The following is a 21,265-nucleotide window of genomic DNA, read 5'->3' on the forward strand; positions in this document are numbered from 1 at the left end:
AAACAGTAATGATAGGCGTCCCGTTTCGATCACCCTCAGACAGTTTTCAAAATGAACATTATGGCAACAGGACGTTTGTTTCCAATCTCCAGCTTCACGGTCGTTGAATCAGAAAACGCACTTGGGCAACTGAACGTCCGCGCTTCACAGGTTCATAGGTCAGCTGAAAAATCCCGGTTTCATTAATTTCCTCAACAGCAGGCTCAATCACGCGCCGTTTCAAGTCAACCCATCGCTCCAATTTTCCAGTGCCAACATCCATTAAATAACGAAGCTGTTCCAAAGTCAGTGGCAACTCCGTCGCTTGTTCATGAACACGTAACAATTCGTACAAACGATTGCTGTATTTGCTTTTTAGACGGGGATCACTCGTCGTATTGTCCGCTTCCATTGCTTGAAAGCGCTCATGAAGACAAGCGATATAGGGATATAGGATCGCACTCAACGAAACATCAAACTGATCCGAGGCGACGTCATAACTGACATGATCGATCCAACTAGTTAAGATTTCTGTCTTCGACCCACGCGACGCATCAGTAGGGGTGACCCAGAACGAATGGCCACGCAGCCGGCGTAAGACATCTTTTAATGCCTCCGCATCAATCGGAAGATCGGGAAGCGACGCCATTTGCTGTGAAGAGAAGCGCAAATGCGGGTGATCAGTGTCGATGGTACAGAATTTAATCAAGTAAAAAAGCAGTCGATTTTCCTCAAGCCGACCGATACGCTGGTGTGTTTCCTTAAAGAGCCGGTTCGCTTCGAGCAACCAGTGAATCCGATCTTTCAAGGGCTTCCAGGATAAATTGTCATTGTTCATATCTTCCGACGCACCCATGATTCTTGCCCCTTTATGTTCTTCATGATGTTTCCTATCTCGTGGTCAATTTTTATATTTTGTACGGTGAATCTTGACTGTTATTATTTGAGAATTTTTCCCTCATGCAACTCTATCTGTCAATCGCTTAAACTTTTTTTAATAATACCGCTCTAGGATATATATCACAAACGATACAATTCTTACGACAAAAGGGCATCTAGCCATGAGAAAACAAGGAATCAAATGGCTGCTCGCTGCATTTTTATGCGAAATAACTTTCTTATCTCTTCAAATAAACGCACGCCAAGCTGTCCTTTGCGTGCGTCTTCTTCCATCAATATTTTTTTAATCGAAAATATCGCCAAGCATATCGATCACTGATTTTTTCTTTTTCCGATGCGGCTGATAGGACTTGCCATGCTTGTCATACCGCTCGTATTGATGATTCTCGCGTTCTCTATACCGTTCGTCCTCACGATCGTACCAATTATTGAACGGTTCTCTGACTTCCTTTACCCGGTTCGAAAGCTTATCCAATTCGCCGCGATCGAGCCATACCCCCTTACAATTCGGACAAACATCAATCAGAACACCGTCCCGTTCCACTTCCTTCATCCGAACATCGTCGCACACTGGGCAATACATCACATCGCTTCCCTTCGAATGGTGTTCTAAGATTCTTTCTTTTATTATAACAAATGCAAAGCAAACGTTTCCAATCCGCCGATCAACCAAGTGACGCCATAGTGAAAGATCGCTTGAATCGGATTATCTGTCGTTTTTCCCGCACATGCATCGAAATGCAAAAAAGCCAATGACTACAAAGGTGTATTCATGTATAGTTAACGTATCGATTATCATGAGGTGTGCGTAACGATGGAAAAGACCGCTTTAATCGTGATCGACCTGCAAATCGGGGTTCAAACTGAAACAACCCCGCTCTATCAATTGGATCGCGTGCTTGACGGCGTGAACGAGAGAATCGCTTTATTCCGAAAGGAAAACCACCCGATTATTTTTGTTCAGCATCATGATCAAGGCCTCGTCTTTCATTCCCCAGAGTGGGCGTTATTTCCGCAACTTGATTTTAAACGTACGGATTATTTTCTCGATAAAACGCATGCGAATTCCTTTTATCATACCCATCTGCAGAATCTATTGCAGGAACTGGACTGCCGGCAGTTAGAAATCTGTGGTGCCCAAACTGAATACTGTGTCGATACAACGATTCGCATGGCGCATGGTTTAGGCTATCGCTTATTCATGAAAAGAGGACTGACAACTACCGTCAACAATTCCTTGCTTGGGGCTAGAACAATCATCGACCATCACGAGGCTATCTGGGCTGATCGCTTTTTAAGCTTTTTATAAAAATAACTTATGCCAATAAAAGAATGACGCGCCTTGATCCGGATTGGGACCGTGGAACGCGTCATTGTTTCATTCTTACTTATCGCTTCGCTCTAAACGGAAGACTTTCTTCCTCCTCTCCATTACTTCTCTTCCAAACAGGCATCTTTAATTTGCGAGTAACAAATAGATGAGGATTCAGAGATAATTCACCAGCGGCAACCAGAAGAAATGGATAAAAGATCAACCAACCGCTGAATAAAAGGATCACGAGGGTTGTGACGCAAGCAATCAGGGCCAATAGCCAAGCGATTGCGTCCCTTTTAATCATTTTTAAGGCAGCCAGCATGGTCAGCACATACGAAACAATGAACACAGTGCTTGTAGCTTGAATCAAGAGCCCCAATGAAGGCTGGAATACGCCATATAATAGAAAAAGACTCAGGAATGCCGCGCCCATGGCAGCCAGCACGCGAATTGGCGTTTGATTTTTCTCGTGCAGCACGCTGAAAAATTTGGGAAAATAGCCATCTCGCGCCTGCGCGTAAACCATTCTTGAAAAGCCAGCAATATTCGCGTGAACGGCAATGAACGTGATAAACAACGCAAGCAAAGTCACCAAAATCGTGCCAAGCGATCCGAAGGCGGCGGAAAGAAGCAGACTCAGCGAAGCCATACGACCGTCGCCGTATGCGTGCGTGCCAACCGTTACAAACGAGAGCAGCAAGTATAACACTGAAATGCAAAATGCGCCGAGTAACAGGCTAATTGTTAGATCGCGTTTCGGATTTTCGAATTCCTCAGATAGCGGCGTTATCATTTCCCAGCCAACAAACGAAAAGAAGATTAGCACCGAGGTGGAACCAACAGCCGCCCATCCACGAGGCAAAAACGGATGAAAGGCTTCTATGGTCACTCTAGGGAGGGACACCGTAATAGCCGCAAAGATTAAAGCGAGAATTATCAGGACAACGGGCAAGCTAACTTTTGATGAAAGTTCAATACCCTTCATATTCAGAGCCAAAGATATGAGAAGCATCGCGGCAGCTAGCGCAACAATTTCCCATTGGTTCAGGTGATACAAATTGTTCATATAAATAGCGCCCGTCAAAGCCAAAGTTGGCGCACCAACGGGTACGGAGCCGAGCATCACCCAGCTGAGCAAATAGCTGACATGTGGGCCGAACGCCGCGCGAACATATGCGGTGATCCCGCCAGCGTTTGGTATCATCGTCGACAGACGAGCCAGGGTCAGAACAATTGGAAAAGCGAACAAGGCCATGATTGCCCAGGATAAAAGCGAAGCTGGTCCGGCATTTGCCGCTGTTATCGAAGGCAGAACGAGAATCCCGCAGCCGAGCACAGCTGAGATCGTGAGCGCTGTCCCCTGAATCCAGTTGATCGATCGTTTCAATGTCGGTTGTTCCATCTTTCAATCTCCTTAACTGTTTTCCTAAATTATATAAAGTATTTTACCAATAACATATGGTACTATTTATTAATAACCGAATATAATCAATTAAACTTAATATTAATTTTATAATTTATATTAATAATTAAGGAGATAGGCTAATGGATGAAATTGATTTCAATATTCTTTCTGAATTACAGGAAAATGCGCGTTTGACAATGATTGAATTAGGCCGGAAAGTCGGACTGACCTCGCCGACGGTCACGGAACGCGTGCGGCGTCTGGAGGAGCAAGGCGTAATCAAACAATACACCACACAAGTTTCCGCAGAGAAATTGGGACGGCATGTGACAGCCTATATTCTGATGGAACCTAAGGACTGTAAGCAATACGTCCAATTTGCGGCGTCCCACCCGGATGTTATTGAATGTCATCGAATCGCCGGCATGTACAGTTATCTGACGAAAGTGGTCACAGAAACCGTGCACACACTAGAAGCCTATATTGATAGCTGCTTGACGCTTGGGAAACCGACCACACTGATTGTTTTATCCTCACCGGTGGCAAACAGTCCGATTCAGCCCGTCAAGTCTACAAGCGAATGATCTAGCCTATTATTTTCATAGACTTGGGAACTTCTTTGCTTTTGTTTCAGTAATAAGGGTATTAGAATAGATGAAGAACAACTTGATTGTTTTTACTTTGGGAGTGAATTCTTTGGACCTACAAATACCAGAAGAGATTAATTTATTTGATGAAATGGTCAAACAAGCAAAAGCGTATCCGAAAAAAGTAATCCTTGAAGACCCGATGAATAAATACACGTATCGCAAATTCTTAATTTCTGTCAATGTGATGGCCAAAAAGATTGAAGAATCGTTAAAAAATGAAAAACGTGTTGGGCTCTACCTGCCGAATGTGACCGCTCAGGTTGTCGTTCTGTTTTCGCTGTTCAAAAACGAGCAGGAACCGTGCATCCTCAACTTCACGATGGGCGCACAAAACATCATCGACTGTATTGAAACGGCGTCTGTTGAAACGGTGATCACCTCGCGTGAATTTATCAAGCAGGCCGATCTTGGCTATGTGCTCGAAGAAATGGAAAAACAGGTTCGAATTGTCTACCTTGAAGATATGGCTGCCGGTATATCCGCCCGTCATAAACTTGCCGGATTACTTGAAGCACGCGTCGCTGGATTGAAAAAACGGGAACCCGGACAAGTGATCCTGTTTACATCCGGCACCGAGTCGAAACCAAAAGGCGTCATCCTGACTCATCGAAATATTTACGCCAATATCAAACAAATTTTTGCGCATATTGAATTGAGCCCGGAAGACCGGATCTTCAACCCGTTGCCGCTGTTCCATTCATTCGGCATGACAATCGGTTCGGTGCTGCCTTTCATTGGCAATATCAAGTCGTATCTGTATCCGTCACCGCTCCGCTATAAAGAAATTCCAAAAGCAATTTATAAGGACAAGAGCACGCTTTTTGTCGGCACGAATACATTCTTTGAAAATTACGCCAAGTTTGCGACCCGAAAGCAGTTCCAATCGCTGCGGATTGTCGTTGCTGGCGCTGAAAAATTGAAGAAAGACGTTCGCGAAACGTTTCAGGATAAATTTGGTATTACAATTTTAGAGGGCTATGGCGCGACCGAAACATCACCGGTCATTTCAATCAATACACCGAAAGCCTATAAAGAAGGTTCGGTCGGTAAATTGCTGCCGCTGATGGAAGCAAAAATTGCAAAAGTCGAAGGCGTACAAGAAGGCGGAAACCTACTGCTTAAAGGTCCGAATGTGATGAAAGGCTATCTGATACACGGACGCGGCTTTATTCCATGCGGTGAATGGTACAATACCGGTGACATCGCGCAAATTGACAATGAAGGTTTTATCCATATTATCGCCCGGCTCAAACGTTTTGCGAAAATTGCCGGTGAAATGATTTCACTGAACAAAGTGGAGGAACTGGCGCTCGATTGCTTCGGCGAATCCTCCTTCTATGCCGTCAGCATTCCGGACAATCGAAAAGGCGAACAAATCGTCATGTTTACAACGAAAAACAAAATATCCGCCAGAGACCTTAAGAAGTTCATCAAAAGCCAGAAACTGTCGATGCTCTATAATCCAGCGCGGATCGAGCATATTGACGAAATCCCACTCCTCGGCAGCGGCAAGCCGAATTACTGGCGGCTGGAAAAACTAGCAAAAGGCGAATGAAAATAATAGAAATCACAAAAACATCCACGCAATGAGTGGATGTTTTTTATTCCTTTTTGCAGTTTGGGAACAGACTCTGTTGCTTAAAATACTTAATGGCCGATCTCATGCCAAGATTCGGATGATTGGGTTAAGCGCCTTCGTTCACCTGCCGGAGAATCAGGGGATTAAACAATCACCTTGATTTTTGAACTGCGAAAATTGCGTTTAATTTAAATGATATTGTTGTTTTATTACTTCAAAAACATCTTGCAAGATTTGGATATTCTGTTGGCTTACCATGAGTAAAATTCCGCCCTCAATCATGGCAACCATGGATTCTGCATTTTTTTTCGGATTAATTGATTCATCTAACTGATGATTTTCAATCATTTCCGTTAAAATTGCAGCAACCGAGTCAACCCAATGTTTAAAGAATTCTTCAATTTTTACTCGAAATTCTTCATCTTGAGCACTCATTTCGATTGCCAAATTTCCCATGGCACACCCATACTTAATTTCCATTTCTGCATGACTTGTCTCAGCCCATTGAAGCATGTGATTTAACTTAGTAACAGAGTCATCTGAAGAATTCAGGATTCCATCTAGTAACTGTCCTTCCCAATCCTTGACTAGATCTTCAACAACAGCTAAACCAAGAGCATGTTTGGATTGAAAATAATAGTAAAATTGTCCTTTACCGATATTAGTCGATGCCATAATATCGCTGACTGATGTCGCTTGATAACCCTTTGCGTGTATAATCTCTCTAGCTATTCGTATTATTTCCTGTTTTTTAGAAGGCACAATAACTACACCCTTAATCTTGATAACTTTGAATCATATTAGCCATATGCGCATAAGATCCGCCGGCACGTACTGCTGAAGCTACCATGATGGCTTCCCCAAGTTCTTCACTTGTTACACCTTGTTTGTCTGCATTTTTGGTATGAACATCAATGCAATAGGGACATTGAATCGCGTTTGCAATTGCTACGGCAATAGTTTCTTTAAATTTAGCACTTAGTTTCCCTGCTTTTGTGGCTGCCCTACTAAAGGCTAGATAGCCTTTAAAACCATCTGGTGCAAATTTGCCTAATTGGCCTAAGTTTTTTAAGTTAGATCGAAGATAAAGGGCATCTGAAGCTTCTTGATTTTTTGCATTGTGTACATGTGTACTATGGGTAACCGTACCCCCTGCTTCAACTGCAGCGGTGACGAATACCGCTTCAGCTAATTCTTCCAATGTAGCTCCTGCTTTTTTCGCAGCCTTTGTATGCGCATCAATACAATAAGGGCATTGTGTTACATGGGTGATCGCAACAGCAATGATTTCTTTTTCTTTTTTTGATAAAGCGCCCTCTTTAAAAACAGCTACATTAAATTCATTAAAAGCTTTTAACTGTTCGGGTGCAAGATTTTTTAATTGAGCTAATTCTTGTGTATTTTCTTTAGTATATAAATTTGATGACATTTTCAGGAACCCTTTCCGTTTTTATATAGTTTGTCTTAATTAATGATCATCACGAATGGATTTAACCAACCGTTCGGTACAATGATACTAACATTATCACTGTTAATGTTCAAGAATAGTGCTTTTGAAGCTTATGGGCTACTTATCCTCTATAGCCGTGAGACCTTATTTCTTGTCTATTTTGATTGATTAATATAGCAAAAACAAACTTTAATGACGAAGATTTAAAAATTGGATGAAGGATTAGCTAAATTAAGTTTCCAAAGGAAAAAGACTCAGCCGATTTCCAAAGGATTTGGCTGAGTCTTATTTTTCTAATCACTACCTGCGGCAAGCGAGTACCTGAAGCATATGCCGGAAGTATTGCGGTTCGTACTAATCGCGTGACAGAGAACCTACGCTTAAAGCCCAGCCTTCGCCAACGCCTGTTTCAGATCCGCAATCAGATCATCTGGATGTTCAAGTCCGACACTGAAACGAAGAAAACCATGTTTGCCGAAAGCTTCCGGATAGAAATCAATGCGTTCATCATCGGCGCCAATAAATACAATCAGGCTTTCATCATGTCCGAGAGAAACCGCGGAGGTAATAACCTGCAAAGCGTTCACAAATTGATTGATTGTCTCTGAATCGGCGTTAAGCCCAAAAGAAAGCATCCCTGAATAAAGTTTCATTTGTCTGGAGGCTAGTTCATGCTGCGGATGACTTGGCAATCCGGGATAAGCGACAAAGGAGACAGCCGGATAAGACTCGAGAAATTCAGCGATTTTCTGCGCGCTTTCGCTATGCCGTTCCATACGAAGCGGCAGCGTCACAACGCCGCGCATAATCAACCAGGCGTTAAATGGACTAATGCAGCCGCCAAGGTTGACCATCGCTTCTGTTTTGATTTTATCAATTAATTCTTTGCTGCCAATCACGGCGCCGCCCATCGCATCGCCATGACCGTTGATATATTTCGTCAAGCTCTCAACAACAAGGTCCGCACCTAAAGCAATCGGCTGCTGCAGATAAGGCGAAGCGAAACTGCTGTCCACTGACAGCAGTGCGCCAGCCTGATGCGCGATTGACGCAATCGCGGCAATATCGCTGATCGTCGTCGTCGGATTACCTGGTGTTTCGATATGAATCAATTTCGTATTTGGACGAATCGCCCGCTTCACCGCATCCAGATCCGACGTATCGACGAGCGTCGCCTCAATGCCGTATTTATCCGGTAAGTATTCGTTGAGAAGCCGGTACACGGCAATATAAGAAACGTTGGAGCAAATAACATGGGAATCCTTATCCAAGAAGCTGAAGAAAACACTGGACAAAGCCGCCACACCACTGGCGAGCACAACGCAATCTTCACCGCCTTCAAGCGAGGCCAACCGTTGCTGAAGATAAATCTGATTAGCTGAGGTGGTTCGGGTGTAAATCAAATTGTTTGGATCGCTCCAGTTCAGCGCCGAGGCGTCATCGGGGAGACGGTAGCAGTTAGCCATCGTGATCGGCCGGCGAATCGCTCCTGTTTCTTTGTCGACATCATTTCCTACATGAATTGCCCGCGTGCTGAAATCAGTTTCACTATAATCGGTCATGAGCAAATAACCCCCTTGATTGAAATAAAATTAACAAAAAAATCAATAAGATTTTGGCATAGTCAAATCTTTTTGGTTTCACGCTTCGGTTGCTCGCTTGCCGCGGGCGCCGCCCATCTCCTCAGACACGCTAGTATCTGCGGGGGCTCACTTGGCTCGCTTTTCCCCCAGGCGTCTCGCGCCTTCGCTCCATGCTTTTTGCAAAGCCTTATACATTCTTATTAGAAAAACTTGGCTTAGCTAAGTCCTGTTAACAATGGCTAATCCCTAGTTTTTCTGATACCTTGAATTCTTCTTAAGCGTATAAAAAAAGCTTTCTTATTCATTGAAAATAAGAAAACATCTGCTCTTGCTCGCTCCCTTATCTTTCAGATCACTCTGCTGGAATTAACACCATACACGTTGTGCTGGTTGTCGGGCTTCATTGGGCCAGTCCCTCCGCCGCTCTTGATAAGAATCATTCATTTTTCAATTGTCAACGAGATAGAAATCAATCTGATTTTTTAAGCCGTTGTTTCAATTATAATTCATTGTATTGAGGCGTCCAATAGATAAATTCAATCAATTTTCTTGACAAAAATGAGAAAATCTCCTACAGCCAAACTTGTTTGGCAACAAATATGCTTCGCTCGCTTGCTGCAAGTGTCAGAACGCCTTCGCTCTATTTTTTGCGAAAATCTGTCAGAAAAACTGGGCATAGCCAAGGCCTTTTTCAACAATTGCGCTTCGGTTGCTCGCTTGCCGCGGGCAGGACGGGAGCCTCCTCGGTCAGACAGTAATCTGCGGGGTCTCCACTTGGCTCGTTTTTCCCGCAGGCGTCTCGCGCCTTCGTTCCATTTTTTTGCAAAATCTTATACATTCTTACCTTTTTAAAAAGGATGGCTCACAAACGTGTGAGCCATCCTTAGCTTTTACTCGTGGATGCATGAAACGAGCGCTGTTTAATCTTCCACTTGCTTCTGCTGCGCGAGAATTTTCTGGTGTGACGGTAGAAAAAGTGCAACAAGCAGCAGAGCGATTGCGATAAAAAGAGCAAGTGCGAAGACAAGGTGAATGCCGTGCGCAAGTGTTCCCACGCCGACTGTTCCGACATCGCTAGGATGGCGCTTGGCATATGCGCTCAGTGCATTGTTGAATACCGTACCGAATACAGCGATTCCGATCGTCTGACCCACTGAACGCATCAGCATATTTGACGCTGTGGCCGCGCCGCGCATCTTCCAGCCAACTGCTGACTGGATGAGTACAGTCGTCGGGGTTAACGTGTAGCCCATGCCAAGACCAATTACAATCATAATGCCAATAATGAACCAGTAGGGAGAATGTAAGGATAAAGCGCTAAGCCATGCTGCGCCCAGCGTGACAAGGCTAACGCCAAAAATACTTGTTACTTTAGAGCCGACACGATACAGATACCGCCCCGCCAATGCTGCGCCAAGCGGCCAGGCAATGGACAGCGGCATCAGCGTCAATCCCGAACTCGTCGCGCTTTTCCCTAGAATTGTTTGAATCCACATGGGCAAATAAACATTTAGTCCGATAACAATACCACTGGCAAGCAGCGTGACGATATTAGAAACAAGAATAATCGGAATTTGGAATAAGGTAGGTGGAAGCATCGGTTCCTTCGCTTTCGTTTCGACATAGGCGAAAAGCACAAAGCACAAAATGGAGAAACCAATTAATGCATAAATTGGCGTTGAATTCCATGCATATTTCTGCCCTTGTCCTGCATTCAAGAGCGCATACAGCAAGGGTGAAAGACCAAGCGTGAACAACATGGCACCAAGATAATCAATTTCATGGCTGTTTTTCTTTTCAAGCTGTTCATGAAAAAATGCAGCGAGCAAGAAAAGCGACACAAAACCGATTGGCAAGTTAATGAAAAAAATCCAGCGCCAGCTCAGCTGATCGACAAAAAAGCCACCTACGAGCGGGCCAAGAATTCCGGCAATGCCCCAGACGGAGCTGAACACCCCTTGCATTTTTGCCCGTTGTTCCCCCGGATAAAGATCGCCAATAATCGTGAAGGTCAGCGGCATGACAGCGCCAGCGCCGATCCCCTGAATGGCGCGGAACTCGATCAGCTGTGTCATGGTCTGAGCGATGCCCGACAAAGCCGATCCAATAACAAATATAAGAACACCGAAAATAAAGATGCGTTTTCGACCAAATAAATCGGCTAATTTACCATAAATAGGGGTTGTCACCGAAGTCGTCAGCGTATAGATGGCGAAAACCCAACTGATTAAACGCAAGCCATTCAAGTCTCGAACGATTTTCGGGGTCGCCGTACTGACAACAGTCACATCAATGGCAACGAGTAATATTGCAACGAGCATCGCACCCGTTACCATTTTACGATTGGTTGTTTTATTAGACATCGCGATGGTCTCCTTAACGAATAAATGAAAATACATCACATACTTGTGTCGTTCTCCTTTTTCTACTATGCTGAGAATAAGTGGAGAGCATTCTCACTTATATTAGACGGAGATATCTCCGGTTGTCAAGCTATTTACTCGTTACAGAAGGGATGTAGCACGAATGAATGAGGACAGTCCTTTTCCGAAACACAGTGAGCGTCGGGATGCCGCGGCAAATCGCCAGCGAATTGTCACAGCCGCGCTTAAATTATTTGAAGAGAACGGAATCGAAGATGTGAGCATGAATCAGATTGCAACTGAAGCCAAAGTCGGCCCCGGCACGCTCTATCGACGCTACCATAACAAAAGCGACTTATGCCTGGACTTGATTCAGGACAGCATTGATCGACTGTTCACAGACATGGATTCCTATTTGGACGCAAATAGTGGGCTTTCACCCGATGCACGGCTGATGGGTTTGCTTCGCTTATTGATTCGTTTTAGGGAAAAAAAGATCGACTTATTAAAGGGTGTTGACGTATTGGTCTCGAAGAAACACACGTTCATCAACAGCCCGTTGCACGATAAATTACAAAAACTTTTTGTCGGCTTGTTTGAAGAAATGGCCGACAGTTCCTCATCCTTGCCAACGAGCGTTTTCAAAGCTGATCTGCTGATCGCAACCTTCTCCAATCAGTTCTATCTGTTTCAGAAAGAAACGCGCTGCTACTCACCTGAAAAGTTCTTAACGCAGCTGGATGCGTTATTCCTAAAAAAGTGATTAGCTATTTGTAACCATAAGCCGCTATTTATCACTTATGACGTATTTCATTAATGAATCTGGCTAAACAGTCTAAGCCAAGCCTATTATGCAAAAATTGCACTTCGGCTGCTCGCTTGCCGCCGGCCTCGTCGAACAGGCTAGAATCCAGGCTAGAATCTGCGAGTCCGTCTGGCAGTTGTTCCCGCAAGATGCCAGCGCGGCTCTACTCTGTCGATCCTCCGCCCTACTCTGTCGATGTTGCTCCCTACTCTGTCGATGCTGGCCCCTACTCTGTCGATCCTCCGCCCTACTCTGTCGATGTTCGCTCCTACTCTGTCGATGTTGCTCCCTACTCTGTCGATGTGCCGCCCTACTCTGTCGATGTTGCCCACTACTCTGTCGATCCTCCGCCCTACTCTGTCGATGTTCGCTCCTACTCTGTCGATGCTGGCCCCTACTCTGTCGACGTTCAGCCCTACTCTGTCGATCCACAGCCCTACTCTGTCGATCCACTGCCCTACTCTGTCGATGTTGCTCCCTACTCTGTCGATCCACTGCCCTACTCTGTCGATGTTGCTCCCTACTCTGTCGATCCACAGCCCTACCCTGTCGATCCACAGCCCTACTCTGTCGATGTTGCCCACTACTCTGTCGATCCTCGGCCCTACTCTGTCGATCCTCGGCCCTACTCTGTCGATCCCGTGCCCTACTCTGTCGATCCTCCGCCCTACTCTGTCGATCCCGTGCCCTACTCTGTCGATCCCGTGCCCTACTCTGTCGATGCTGCTCCCTACTCTGTCGATGCTGCTCCCTACTCTGTCGATGTTCGCTCCTACTCTGTCGATGCTGCTCCCTACTCTGTCGATGCTGCTCCCTACTCTGTCGATGCTGCTCCCTACTCTGTCGATGTTCGCTCCTACTCTGTCGATCCATAGTCCTACTCTGTCGACGTTCAGCCCTACCCTGTCGATCCTCCGCCCTACTCTGTCGATCCTCCGCCCTACTCTGTCGATGTTCGCTCCTACTCTGTCGATCCATAGTCCTACTCTGTCGATCCTGGCCCCTACCCTGTCGATCCACAACCCTACTCTGTCGATCCACAGCCCTACTCTGTCGATCCTCGGCCCTACTCTGTCGATCCACAACCCTACTCTGTCGATCCACAACCCTACTCTGTCGATCCACAACCCTACTCTGTCGATCCACAATCCTACTCTGTCGATCCACAACCCTACTCTGTCGATCCACAACCCTACTCTGTCGATCCACAACCCTACTCTGTCGATCCACAACCCTACTCTGTCGATCCACAACGCTACTCTGTCGATCCACAACCCTACTCTGTCGATCCACAGCCCTACTCTGTCGATCCTCGGCCCTACTCTGTCGATCCTCGGCCCTACTCTGTCGATCCTCGGCCCTACTCTGTCGATCCCGTGCCCTACTCTGTCGATCCCGTGCCCTACTCTGTCGATCCCGTGCCCTACTCTGTCGATCCACAACCCTGCTCTATCGATGTTGCTCCCTACTCTGTCGATGTTGCGTTCTTGTTTGCATTGAATGTGCTCCGGCTGCTCGCTTGCCGCGGGCACCGCGCATCTCCTCAAACAGACTAGAATCTCGGGATCTCACTTGGCTCGCTTTTCACGCAGGCACCAGAGCGTCTGCGCTGCATTTTTTTAGGCAAGATCAAAGCTTTCTTTGCTATACAAAAAAGGGCGAGGAACAAGCCACTGATTCGTGTGGCCGTTCATCGCCCGATCGTTGTTCGTCTACTAATTTAATTGTTAACCGTGAATTACTTTTGAGCCTCTTTGCTGAACGTCTGGAACTTCTCTTTTATCGTATCAGCTGAATGTTTGAATTTCGCTTCTTCAGCTTCAGTCAGCGGCAACGTGAGTACTTCTTCCACACCGCGCTTGCCAATGATCGCCGGCTGCCCAACATAGGTGCCATATTTTTCACTGTAACAGGAGCAAATATAAGCAGCATGAGCATCAGAAAGAACCGCCTGGCTGAGTTTCACGGCGCATGTCGCAATCGCCCAGTTTGTATAATGCTTGCCGGAATAAACTTCCCAGCCGCCACGACGAGCAGCCTCCTCAAGTTCAACAAGGTTCAGGTTCTGCTGTTCCGCCAGTTTTGTAATAGCCAGTCCATTCACCTGCACCGTCGACCAGGCAGTGAACTGCGATTCGCCGTGCTCGCCGTACACATAGCCAGACACATTTTTCGGATCACAATTAAATTTATCCGAGACAACCTTCTGCATCCGAGCTGTGTCAAGGAATGTTCCTGTTGCAAATACTTGTTCGCGGCTCAGTCCCGTACTTTCCTGGAAATAATGCGTGATTGCGTCGCACGGGTTCATCGTATCAATGACGACACCATGGAAACCAGATGCTTTAACTTTAGGTGCGATATCCTGCACAATATCCTTCGTATATTCGAATTCAGCCCAGCGGTTGCCTTGCGCCTGTTTTTCCTGATAAGCAGTAATTTTGCCTGCTGTAATAAATAAAATGTCGGCGTCAGCCAATTCATTATAATCGTTAATCTTAATGATTGTTCGCGTATCAACGCGTCCCTGCATATCCTGCAAGTCAAGCTGTTCCGCACGAGCAAGTCCTTCATTTTTGTCAATAATCACGAGTTCGTCAGCTATGCCTTTCGTCACTAGCGTATAAGCAACAGCCGCGCCAACATGACCAATACCAATAATTCCATACTTTCTCATATATCCAACCTCGCTTCTCTATATATTTTCATCATCCTTTTACATAGTAGCATAATAACGTCGAACTGAACGTCATAAACACTAATTTTTCGAGATTTTCAAATAATTTATTATTAAAAAACGAAAATTGCGCTTCGGCTACTCGCTTATCGTGGGCGCCGTGCGTTCTTCTCTATCAAAACGTTATTCGTTTAACAGGGCTACCCGATTCCGGCCGCTATTTTTCGCCTGATAAAGCGCTTGATCAGCGGAGGACATCATTTGTGACAACGTATGATTTGTGGCATGTAAAACCGTCACGCCAATGCTAACCGTTAGAAAAAGCCGCGTCTTGTCAGACAACTCGATACGGCACAGTTCTATATTCTGTCGCACCCGCTCAGCGATGCGCATTGCCTCCAAAGAATCGGTGTGGGAAAGAAAAACAGCAAATTCCTCCCCGCCGATGCGTCCAAACAGATCATCCGCACGCAAAGAGCGCCGGCAAGCTTCTGTCACACGCTGCAGTGCCTGATCACCAACCGGATGACCGAATGAATCATTGATGCGTTTGAAATGATCAACATCAACGATAAAGAGGGCACAAGCCTCCTTTTCCAGTAAATGATGCTCAAGGGCATTAGTGGCCTGATGTTCAAATGACCGCCGATTGTGAATACCGGTCAGTACATCCGTCTGAGCCAGTTTTAATAATTCGTGTTCCAACCGATCCGAATAGCGGCGATAATAAAAAGAAGCATAGGATAAGCCGACAAAATTGGCAAGAAGATTGCAAACATAAACAAACAGCGTCATTGAATAACGGGTCTCCGTGATTGGCAGATGCGTCCGTGAATAATGATACAAAAAGAGCGTGGCAAGGAATAGAGAACCTGAGACGATTAGCCGCGCGGAAAAACGGCATCTAGAGTAGAAGACAATTGGCACTAAAGCAAGTAAATAATAGCTGTAGCCCTGCGCCCAGCCAAAGACAATGACACAGAAAAATGCATGCAGCGCAATCTCGCACGCCCAGATTAACAACCTGCCATGCCATTTTTTGTAGTTCGCCCACAAACAAACCATATCTAGAAAAACAGCGATGATATTGTTGGTGAATATGAGCGGATTGCCTAACAGATAGAAAATGGGGATAAAAAGGATATGTCCGAAAAGCGCGAAGGCAAACATATTCCGGCAAAAGACAAAAAATTTCCGGTCACTAACGCGATGATCATATGCAAATAATTGTTCATTACCTCTAAAAACATCCGCCCAAAAATGGGGCATACATTTCACTTCATTCAATAGTTTAATTTCGGTTAATAAGTAAGTGTATTAGTAGAAAACGTACTGAGAATGCGTTCTTAAGTGCAAATGTCCTATGACTTTTTCATTATACCTTATTACCTGCTTGACACAAGATAACAACAAAAATCGTTCATTTTTTCAAAAAAAACCAGCGTTTTTCTGAATTTTAAGGGGCTTTGGTTTTTTGTAATCACGCGGAAGATTCTATACGCATCTTGAAGAGACCTAGTTAGCTGATTGGCTAACAAGTTACTGCGGTCAATCCTACTCGTTGCCCCCCTCGAAACACGGAGCTACCGGCGTGTATTTTATTAATAGCAAAGCATGTCCTTAATCAGCCACTGATTCATTTACGAGAGCCACACAATTTCTTCCATTGCTTTTTGCCCGGTAAAGCGCTTGATCGGCAGAAGACATCAGTTGCGATAAACGATTATTGGTTGCCCGTAAAACCGTGACACCGATACTGATCGTTAGAAAAAGCTGTGTCTGATCAGTCAACACAACCCGGCATAATTCTACATTTTGCCGTAACCGATCGGCGATCTGCATCGCTTCAAGCGCATCGGTATGTGCGAGAAAAATAGCGAATTCTTCACCGCCAATTCGTCCGAAAAGATCGTCAGCGTGCAGCGATTGGCGACAGACTTCCGCCACACGTCGCAAAGCCTGATCACCAGCTGCGTGTCCAAATGAATCATTGATTCGTTTAAAATGATCAATATCGAAAATCAGTAACGCGCAAGCTTCTTTTTGTATCGAATGGTTCTCAAGTGCGTCATGCGCCTGCTGTTCAAAGAAACGTCGATTGTGAATGCCAGTCAGCACATCTGTGTGCGCCAACTTCAGTAATTCGTGTTCCAGCCTATCCGAATAACGACGATAGGGATGTTATTGAAATGTTATGTTTAAATTATTCAATTTATCAGCAGGGTAGCGTTCGCAAATCTTTTCAAACAAAAAATAATGATCTAAACTAGCTTCAACGAAGAGAACAAGCGCTTACTCGAAGTCTAGTAAATTGTTCTAACGCTTATCCAGTCTTTTGAAAATAGAGGGATGATCCTGTGCTGAAAATGGGTATCTATGAACAAATCATCAATAAAGCGATTAGAGATGATCTGAATAAGAATCATGAGAATTGGCTGACGCAAACCACCCCAATTGACAGTGAAGAAGCTTCACAACTGCTATCAAAATATGTCTCTTCCGTGATTGAAAAAGGATTGGCTCATTTGAAAGATACCGGTGGTGATCTGCACGCTCAAGTCCATCTGGTCAATCAAATTGTCCATACCATTTTGCAAGCAACTGATGAACAAGCACTTGACACACTGACCGTCGATCAGAAAGCGGAACAATTACTTGCGTTAATCGATAAAAGAAATAATATTTATGCACTCAATGAAAAGTCAAAAATAATACGTCCAGAAACGTCCGTCGCTGAGAGTTCTTTGTTTACCGGTGCAAGGCATGAGCCAAATATGTTTACCGAGTTAAAAAAGGAGATTCTCTCCTGCGATCGGATTGACTTGCTCGTTTCGTTTATCAAGTGGAGTGGTCTTCGGCTAATCATCGATGAGCTTCGTTCTTTCACGCAAAAAGGCGGTCAATTACGCGTGATTACTACCTCCTATATGGGTGCCACTGATTTGAAAGCCGTTGAAGCGCTCGATCGTCTGATTCATACAGAGATTAAAATCTCATATGATACAAAACGCACACGATTGCATGCCAAAGCTTATGTCTTTTATCGTTCAAACGGATTTACAACCGCCTATGTCGGTTCATCCAATCTATCAAACGCAGCGCTTTCCAGCGGTCTTGAATGGAACGTTAAAATAACAGCAACCGATCTCCCTTCCACAATTGATAAAATAAGTGCGACATTCGAAAGCTATTGGAATTCATCCGAATTCGAACCCTATACAGAGATTGAAAAAGCAAGGCTCTCACAAGCCTTGCAAATGGAGCAGCATTCAAGTTCTAATATCCAGCCCTATTTATTTGATATCGCGCCCTATCCTTATCAACAGGAAATTCTCGATAAACTCGATGCCGAGCGTAAGGTACGCAACTGCTGGCGGAATTTGCTTGTTGCCGCAACCGGAACGGGAAAAACTGTCGTCGCTGCCTTTGATTATAAACGATTTCGCCAGAAGAACAGTGGCAAGCCGTGTCGGTTGCTTTTTATCGCGCACCGAGAAGAAATTTTGAAACAAAGCCTTGCCTGCTTTCGCAGCGTGTTACGTGATAATAATTTTGGCGATTTATTTGTGGGGAAAATTCGGCCGGAAGCCATCGACCAACTTTTCATCTCCATTCAAACGTTTAATTCGCAATCACTGACTTCCCATACTTCCCCTGATTTTTATGATTTCATTATCGTCGATGAGTTTCACCATGCGGCAGCAAGAACCTATCAAACGCTCTTATCCTATTATCAGCCGCAAATATTGCTTGGACTGACGGCAACCCCGGAACGTATGGATGGCCGAGATATCCTTTCTTATTTTGATCATCACATCGCCGCGGAAATTCGGCTACCAGAGGCGATCGATCGCAAATTACTTTGCCCCTTCCAATATTTTGGAGTGAGTGATGACGTTGATCTTTCCAAAATTAAATGGACACGGGGTGGCTATGACCGAACGGAGCTATCGAATGTGTACACGCTCAATCGAGCTGCAGCTGACAAACGTGCCAAGCTGATCATTCAATCGACGTTAAACTATGTAACAGACATTGATGACGTAAAAGGACTTGGATTCTGTGTCTCTATCGCTCACGCAAATTATATGGCTGAGCAGTTCAACACGAACGGCATCCCCTCGATCTCTTTAAGTGGCCAATCGCCTGATGAAGAACGTAACCAAGCAAAACAATGGTTGATCAGCGGCAAGATTCGATTTATTTTCGTCGTTGATCTTTACAATGAAGGGGTCGATATTCCGGAAATCAACACGATCCTCTTTCTGCGCCCAACAGAGAGCCTCACCGTGTTCCTTCAGCAGCTCGGACGCGGTCTGCGTCTCGCTGACGATAAAGAATGCCTGACCGTTCTAGACTTTATCGGGCAAGCCAATAAGAAATACAGCTTCACAGATAAATTTACGGCATTGCTTACCCGTGCGACAACAGGACTGAAGCGTGAAATTGAAGAGGGATTCGTCTCCTTGCCAAAGGGTTGCTTTGTCCAATTAGAGAAGAAAGCACGCGCTTCGATCCTTGAAAATATACGCCAGTCATTTGGTTCTCGTTCCGGCTTTATTTCTCGGATCGCCGCTTTCGAAAGTGATTCCGGCAAGAAATTAACACTTGAAAATTTTATTGATTATTACCATCTCGACGTGCGCACGATTTATAAAAAAGCGAGTTTTTCGCGACTCTGCGCGGATGCTGGTGTTCGTAGCAATTTTGACGACCCGCTTGAATCCATGCTGACAAAAGCTTTCCTCCGAATCTGTTCGATCGACTCTCGCCGCTGGCTGACCTTTTTGATCGATACATTACCGAAAATAGATACAATACCTCTATCGTCACTGTCAGATGCCGAGCGACGCATGCTGCGGATGTTTTCCTTCACCGTTTGGTCCAAAAAAGCAGAAGGCAGCGAGGACACGCAGCTTCAAGAGACGCTCATACAGCTAAAAAATAACCCTGTGCTTTTTAATGAATTGCTCGAGTTATTGCGCTACCAACTGCGCCAAATTGACTTTGTCGATGAACCTGTACCGCTCGGCTTCGATTGTTCGCTTGACCTGCATTGCAGCTATACGCGCGATCAAATCCTCGTCGCGCTTGACTTTATGCGTCCGTCGACGGTGCGCGAAGGCGTGAAATACTTACCCGATAAAAAAATCGACGCATTCTTCATCACGCTTAATAAGTCCGATAAAGATTATTCACCCACAACGATGTACCGTGATTATTCGATTAGTGACCGACTGTTTCATTGGCAGAGCCAAAGCACAACAGCTGACAATTCGAAAACAGGTCAGCGCTATATTCATCACCATCAGCTTGACAGCAACATTTTATTGTTCGTGCGTGACTATCGCAGTGATCTGGGAGGAACCGCTCCGTATACTTTTCTCGGTCTGGCCGATTATGTGAAACACGAAGGCAGCCGGCCAATGAACATAGTCTGGCGATTAAGAAAATCGATTCCAGCAAAATTCCTGAAGAAAACGAATAAATTGATTGTCGGTTGATCAGGTTTCTTGAATGCGAAACGGACCTACACCTTATGCCAACTTTTGCTTTTTGTTGTTAAGGCACTGTTCGTAATGATCAAAGAAAGTACGTCTCAAACTATTCAAGTATAAGAAAAGGTACCACAGTGACAGCTCTGTGGTACCTCAATTTTTTTATCTTTGAACAAAAACACATTATGATTATTTTTCACGTTTTCAAAGAACATGACTGGTTAATAACTCAACCATCTTCGGATCATAATGTGAGAAAAAAAGGCTTTTGCCAGTATCCAATCCAGATATTTTCTCCATTTCGTCTGCGGTCAGTTCAAAATCAAACACGTTGAAGTTTTCTTCCATTCGGTCTTTATGCGTCGATTTTGGGATGACCACCACGCCGCTTTGAATCAGAAAGCGCAAGGCCACCTGCGCTACAGATTTAGTGTGCACTTCGCCGATTGCTTTTAAAATTGGATTCGTAAACAGATCATTTCTACCTTCTGCAAAAGGTCCCCAAGATTCAATCTGCGTCTTGTATTTTTTCAAATATGTTTGTGCTTCCGCCTGCTGATTGAATACATGCGTCTCTACTTGATTCACAGCTGGAACCACTTCACTGAACTGAACAAGATCAACGTATCTGTCGGGATAGAAGTTGCTAACACCAATCGCCCTTATTTTCCCTGCTTTATAAAACTCTTCCATCGCGCGGTATGTCCCATAATAATCATTAAACGGCTGATGAATCAGTAGGAGATCCAAATAATTCAGTTGCAGCTTTTTGAATGATTCTTCGATCGATGCCTTTGCTTTCTCATAGCCTCCATTGGAAACCCAAACTTTGGTTGTAATGAATAATTCTTCTCTCGGCACACCACTTTTTTTAATTGCGCGGCCTACAGCTGCTTCATTTCGATAAGCCTGCGCCGTATCAATCGAGCGATAACCGACGTCGATCGCATCAAGAACGCATCGCTCACATTCGTCCTGATCTGCAATCTGGTAAACACCATAGCCTAAAACCGGCATCTTCACCCCGTTATTCAACGTCACATAGTCCATATTTTTTGTCC

Annotated in this window: 17 protein-coding genes and 1 riboswitch; of the genes, 5 read left to right on the top strand and 12 right to left on the bottom strand. The window is 44.9% G+C overall.

Features of this window, described 5'->3' with window-relative positions; all coding sequences use genetic code 11:
* Positions 1-94: 94 nt before the first annotated feature.
* Together JOC27_RS04750 and JOC27_RS04755 are read right to left on the bottom strand one after the other, a co-directional pair.
* Positions 95-835, bottom strand: a complete 741-nt coding sequence (locus JOC27_RS04750; RefSeq protein ID WP_205005869.1) for a replication initiation protein — start codon at positions 833-835, stop codon at positions 95-97.
* 327 nt (positions 836-1,162) lie between these two features.
* Positions 1,163-1,462 carry a TFIIB-type zinc ribbon-containing protein gene (locus JOC27_RS04755; RefSeq protein ID WP_205005870.1) on the bottom strand — a complete coding sequence of 100 codons (300 nt, stop codon included), beginning with the start codon at positions 1,460-1,462 and terminating at the stop codon, positions 1,163-1,165.
* A 231-nt stretch (positions 1,463-1,693) separates the two neighbouring features.
* Between JOC27_RS04755 and JOC27_RS04760 the strand changes: the two genes are divergently transcribed.
* On the top strand, positions 1,694-2,188 hold the full coding sequence (locus tag JOC27_RS04760; RefSeq protein ID WP_205005871.1) for a cysteine hydrolase family protein: 495 nt from the start codon (positions 1,694-1,696) through the stop codon (positions 2,186-2,188).
* A gap of 79 nt (positions 2,189-2,267) precedes the next feature.
* On the opposite strand, the gene JOC27_RS04765 is transcribed toward JOC27_RS04760, so the two are convergent.
* A complete protein-coding gene (locus JOC27_RS04765; RefSeq protein WP_205005872.1) occupies positions 2,268-3,596 on the bottom strand; it encodes an APC family permease in 1,329 nt (442 codons plus the stop codon).
* Between the two features lie 143 nt (positions 3,597-3,739).
* Here JOC27_RS04765 and JOC27_RS04770 point away from each other — a divergent pair, with 143 nt between their 5' ends.
* On the top strand, positions 3,740-4,183 hold the full coding sequence (locus tag JOC27_RS04770) for an Lrp/AsnC family transcriptional regulator (RefSeq protein WP_205005873.1): 444 nt from the start codon (positions 3,740-3,742) through the stop codon (positions 4,181-4,183).
* A gap of 112 nt (positions 4,184-4,295) precedes the next feature.
* On the top strand, positions 4,296-5,804 hold the full coding sequence (locus JOC27_RS04775) for an AMP-binding protein (protein ID WP_205005874.1): 1,509 nt from the start codon (positions 4,296-4,298) through the stop codon (positions 5,802-5,804).
* 207 nt (positions 5,805-6,011) lie between these two features.
* Here the strand turns inward: JOC27_RS04775 and JOC27_RS13585 are convergent, their stop codons facing one another.
* The 4 genes from JOC27_RS13585 to JOC27_RS04795 all read right to left on the bottom strand — a co-directional run bounded on the left by JOC27_RS13585 (position 6,012) and on the right by JOC27_RS04795 (position 11,224).
* The gene (locus JOC27_RS13585; protein WP_205005875.1) at positions 6,012-6,590 is read right to left on the bottom strand and encodes an LmrA/YxaF family transcription factor; all 579 of its coding nucleotides are present in this window, start codon (positions 6,588-6,590) and stop codon (positions 6,012-6,014) included.
* 13 nt (positions 6,591-6,603) lie between these two features.
* Positions 6,604-7,257 carry a carboxymuconolactone decarboxylase family protein gene (locus JOC27_RS04785; RefSeq protein ID WP_205005876.1) on the bottom strand — a complete coding sequence of 218 codons (654 nt, stop codon included), beginning with the start codon at positions 7,255-7,257 and terminating at the stop codon, positions 6,604-6,606.
* A 401-nt stretch (positions 7,258-7,658) separates the two neighbouring features.
* On the bottom strand, positions 7,659-8,840 hold the full coding sequence (locus JOC27_RS04790; RefSeq protein ID WP_205005877.1) for a trans-sulfuration enzyme family protein: 1,182 nt from the start codon (positions 8,838-8,840) through the stop codon (positions 7,659-7,661).
* A 358-nt stretch (positions 8,841-9,198) separates the two neighbouring features.
* Positions 9,199-9,297: riboswitch (SAM riboswitch) on the bottom strand.
* 484 nt (positions 9,298-9,781) lie between these two features.
* Positions 9,782-11,224 carry an MDR family MFS transporter gene (locus JOC27_RS04795; RefSeq protein WP_239529740.1) on the bottom strand — a complete coding sequence of 481 codons (1,443 nt, stop codon included), beginning with the start codon at positions 11,222-11,224 and terminating at the stop codon, positions 9,782-9,784.
* A 163-nt stretch (positions 11,225-11,387) separates the two neighbouring features.
* Here JOC27_RS04795 and JOC27_RS04800 point away from each other — a divergent pair, with 163 nt between their 5' ends.
* Positions 11,388-11,987, top strand: a complete 600-nt coding sequence (locus JOC27_RS04800; protein ID WP_205005878.1) for a TetR/AcrR family transcriptional regulator — start codon at positions 11,388-11,390, stop codon at positions 11,985-11,987.
* A gap of 152 nt (positions 11,988-12,139) precedes the next feature.
* Here JOC27_RS04800 and JOC27_RS04805 read toward each other — a convergent pair whose 3' ends face one another.
* From JOC27_RS04805 to JOC27_RS04820, 4 genes are all read right to left on the bottom strand, one after another.
* Entirely contained in the window at positions 12,140-13,561 is a 1,422-nt protein-coding gene (locus tag JOC27_RS04805) for a methyl-accepting chemotaxis protein (protein WP_205005879.1), read from the bottom strand.
* Between the two features lie 206 nt (positions 13,562-13,767).
* On the bottom strand, positions 13,768-14,706 hold the full coding sequence (locus JOC27_RS04810; protein WP_205005880.1) for an L-lactate dehydrogenase: 939 nt from the start codon (positions 14,704-14,706) through the stop codon (positions 13,768-13,770).
* A 183-nt stretch (positions 14,707-14,889) separates the two neighbouring features.
* The gene (locus JOC27_RS04815; protein ID WP_205005881.1) at positions 14,890-15,975 is read right to left on the bottom strand and encodes a GGDEF domain-containing protein; all 1,086 of its coding nucleotides are present in this window, start codon (positions 15,973-15,975) and stop codon (positions 14,890-14,892) included.
* A gap of 351 nt (positions 15,976-16,326) precedes the next feature.
* On the bottom strand, positions 16,327-16,839 hold the full coding sequence (locus tag JOC27_RS04820) for a GGDEF domain-containing protein (RefSeq protein ID WP_205005882.1): 513 nt from the start codon (positions 16,837-16,839) through the stop codon (positions 16,327-16,329).
* Between the two features lie 224 nt (positions 16,840-17,063).
* On the opposite strand from JOC27_RS04820, the gene JOC27_RS04825 reads away from it, so the two are divergent.
* A complete protein-coding gene (locus tag JOC27_RS04825; protein WP_205005883.1) occupies positions 17,064-20,210 on the top strand; it encodes a DUF3427 domain-containing protein in 3,147 nt (1,048 codons plus the stop codon).
* Between the two features lie 198 nt (positions 20,211-20,408).
* On the opposite strand, the gene JOC27_RS04830 is transcribed toward JOC27_RS04825, so the two are convergent.
* The gene (locus tag JOC27_RS04830) at positions 20,409-21,254 is read right to left on the bottom strand and encodes an aldo/keto reductase (protein WP_205005884.1); all 846 of its coding nucleotides are present in this window, start codon (positions 21,252-21,254) and stop codon (positions 20,409-20,411) included.
* Positions 21,255-21,265 lie beyond the last annotated feature (11 nt).

It is taken from the genome of Sporolactobacillus spathodeae, from assembly GCF_016908935.1.
Classification (GTDB): Bacteria; Bacillota; Bacilli; order Bacillales; family Sporolactobacillaceae; genus Sporolactobacillus; species Sporolactobacillus spathodeae.

Bases quoted from the DNA above. Each gene is read 5' to 3' on its own strand.
- JOC27_RS04795 (WP_239529740.1), bottom strand. From the start codon at position 11,224: ATGTCTAATAAAACAACCAATCGTAAAATGGTAACGGGTGCGATGCTC.
- JOC27_RS04810 (WP_205005880.1), bottom strand. From the start codon at position 14,706: ATGAGAAAGTATGGAATTATTGGTATTGGTCATGTTGGCGCGGCTGTT.
- JOC27_RS04765 (WP_205005872.1), bottom strand. From the start codon at position 3,596: ATGGAACAACCGACATTGAAACGATCGATCAACTGGATTCAGGGGACA.
- JOC27_RS04790 (WP_205005877.1), bottom strand. From the start codon at position 8,840: ATGACCGATTATAGTGAAACTGATTTCAGCACGCGGGCAATTCATGTA.
- JOC27_RS04830 (WP_205005884.1), bottom strand. From the start codon at position 21,254: ATGGACTATGTGACGTTGAATAACGGGGTGAAGATGCCGGTTTTAGGC.
- JOC27_RS04760 (WP_205005871.1), top strand. From the start codon at position 1,694: ATGGAAAAGACCGCTTTAATCGTGATCGACCTGCAAATCGGGGTTCAA.
- JOC27_RS04770 (WP_205005873.1), top strand. From the start codon at position 3,740: ATGGATGAAATTGATTTCAATATTCTTTCTGAATTACAGGAAAATGCG.
- JOC27_RS04755 (WP_205005870.1), bottom strand. From the start codon at position 1,462: ATGTATTGCCCAGTGTGCGACGATGTTCGGATGAAGGAAGTGGAACGG.
- JOC27_RS04750 (WP_205005869.1), bottom strand. From the start codon at position 835: ATGGGTGCGTCGGAAGATATGAACAATGACAATTTATCCTGGAAGCCC.
- JOC27_RS04815 (WP_205005881.1), bottom strand. From the start codon at position 15,975: ATGCCCCATTTTTGGGCGGATGTTTTTAGAGGTAATGAACAATTATTT.
- JOC27_RS04800 (WP_205005878.1), top strand. From the start codon at position 11,388: ATGAATGAGGACAGTCCTTTTCCGAAACACAGTGAGCGTCGGGATGCC.
- JOC27_RS04785 (WP_205005876.1), bottom strand. From the start codon at position 7,257: ATGTCATCAAATTTATATACTAAAGAAAATACACAAGAATTAGCTCAA.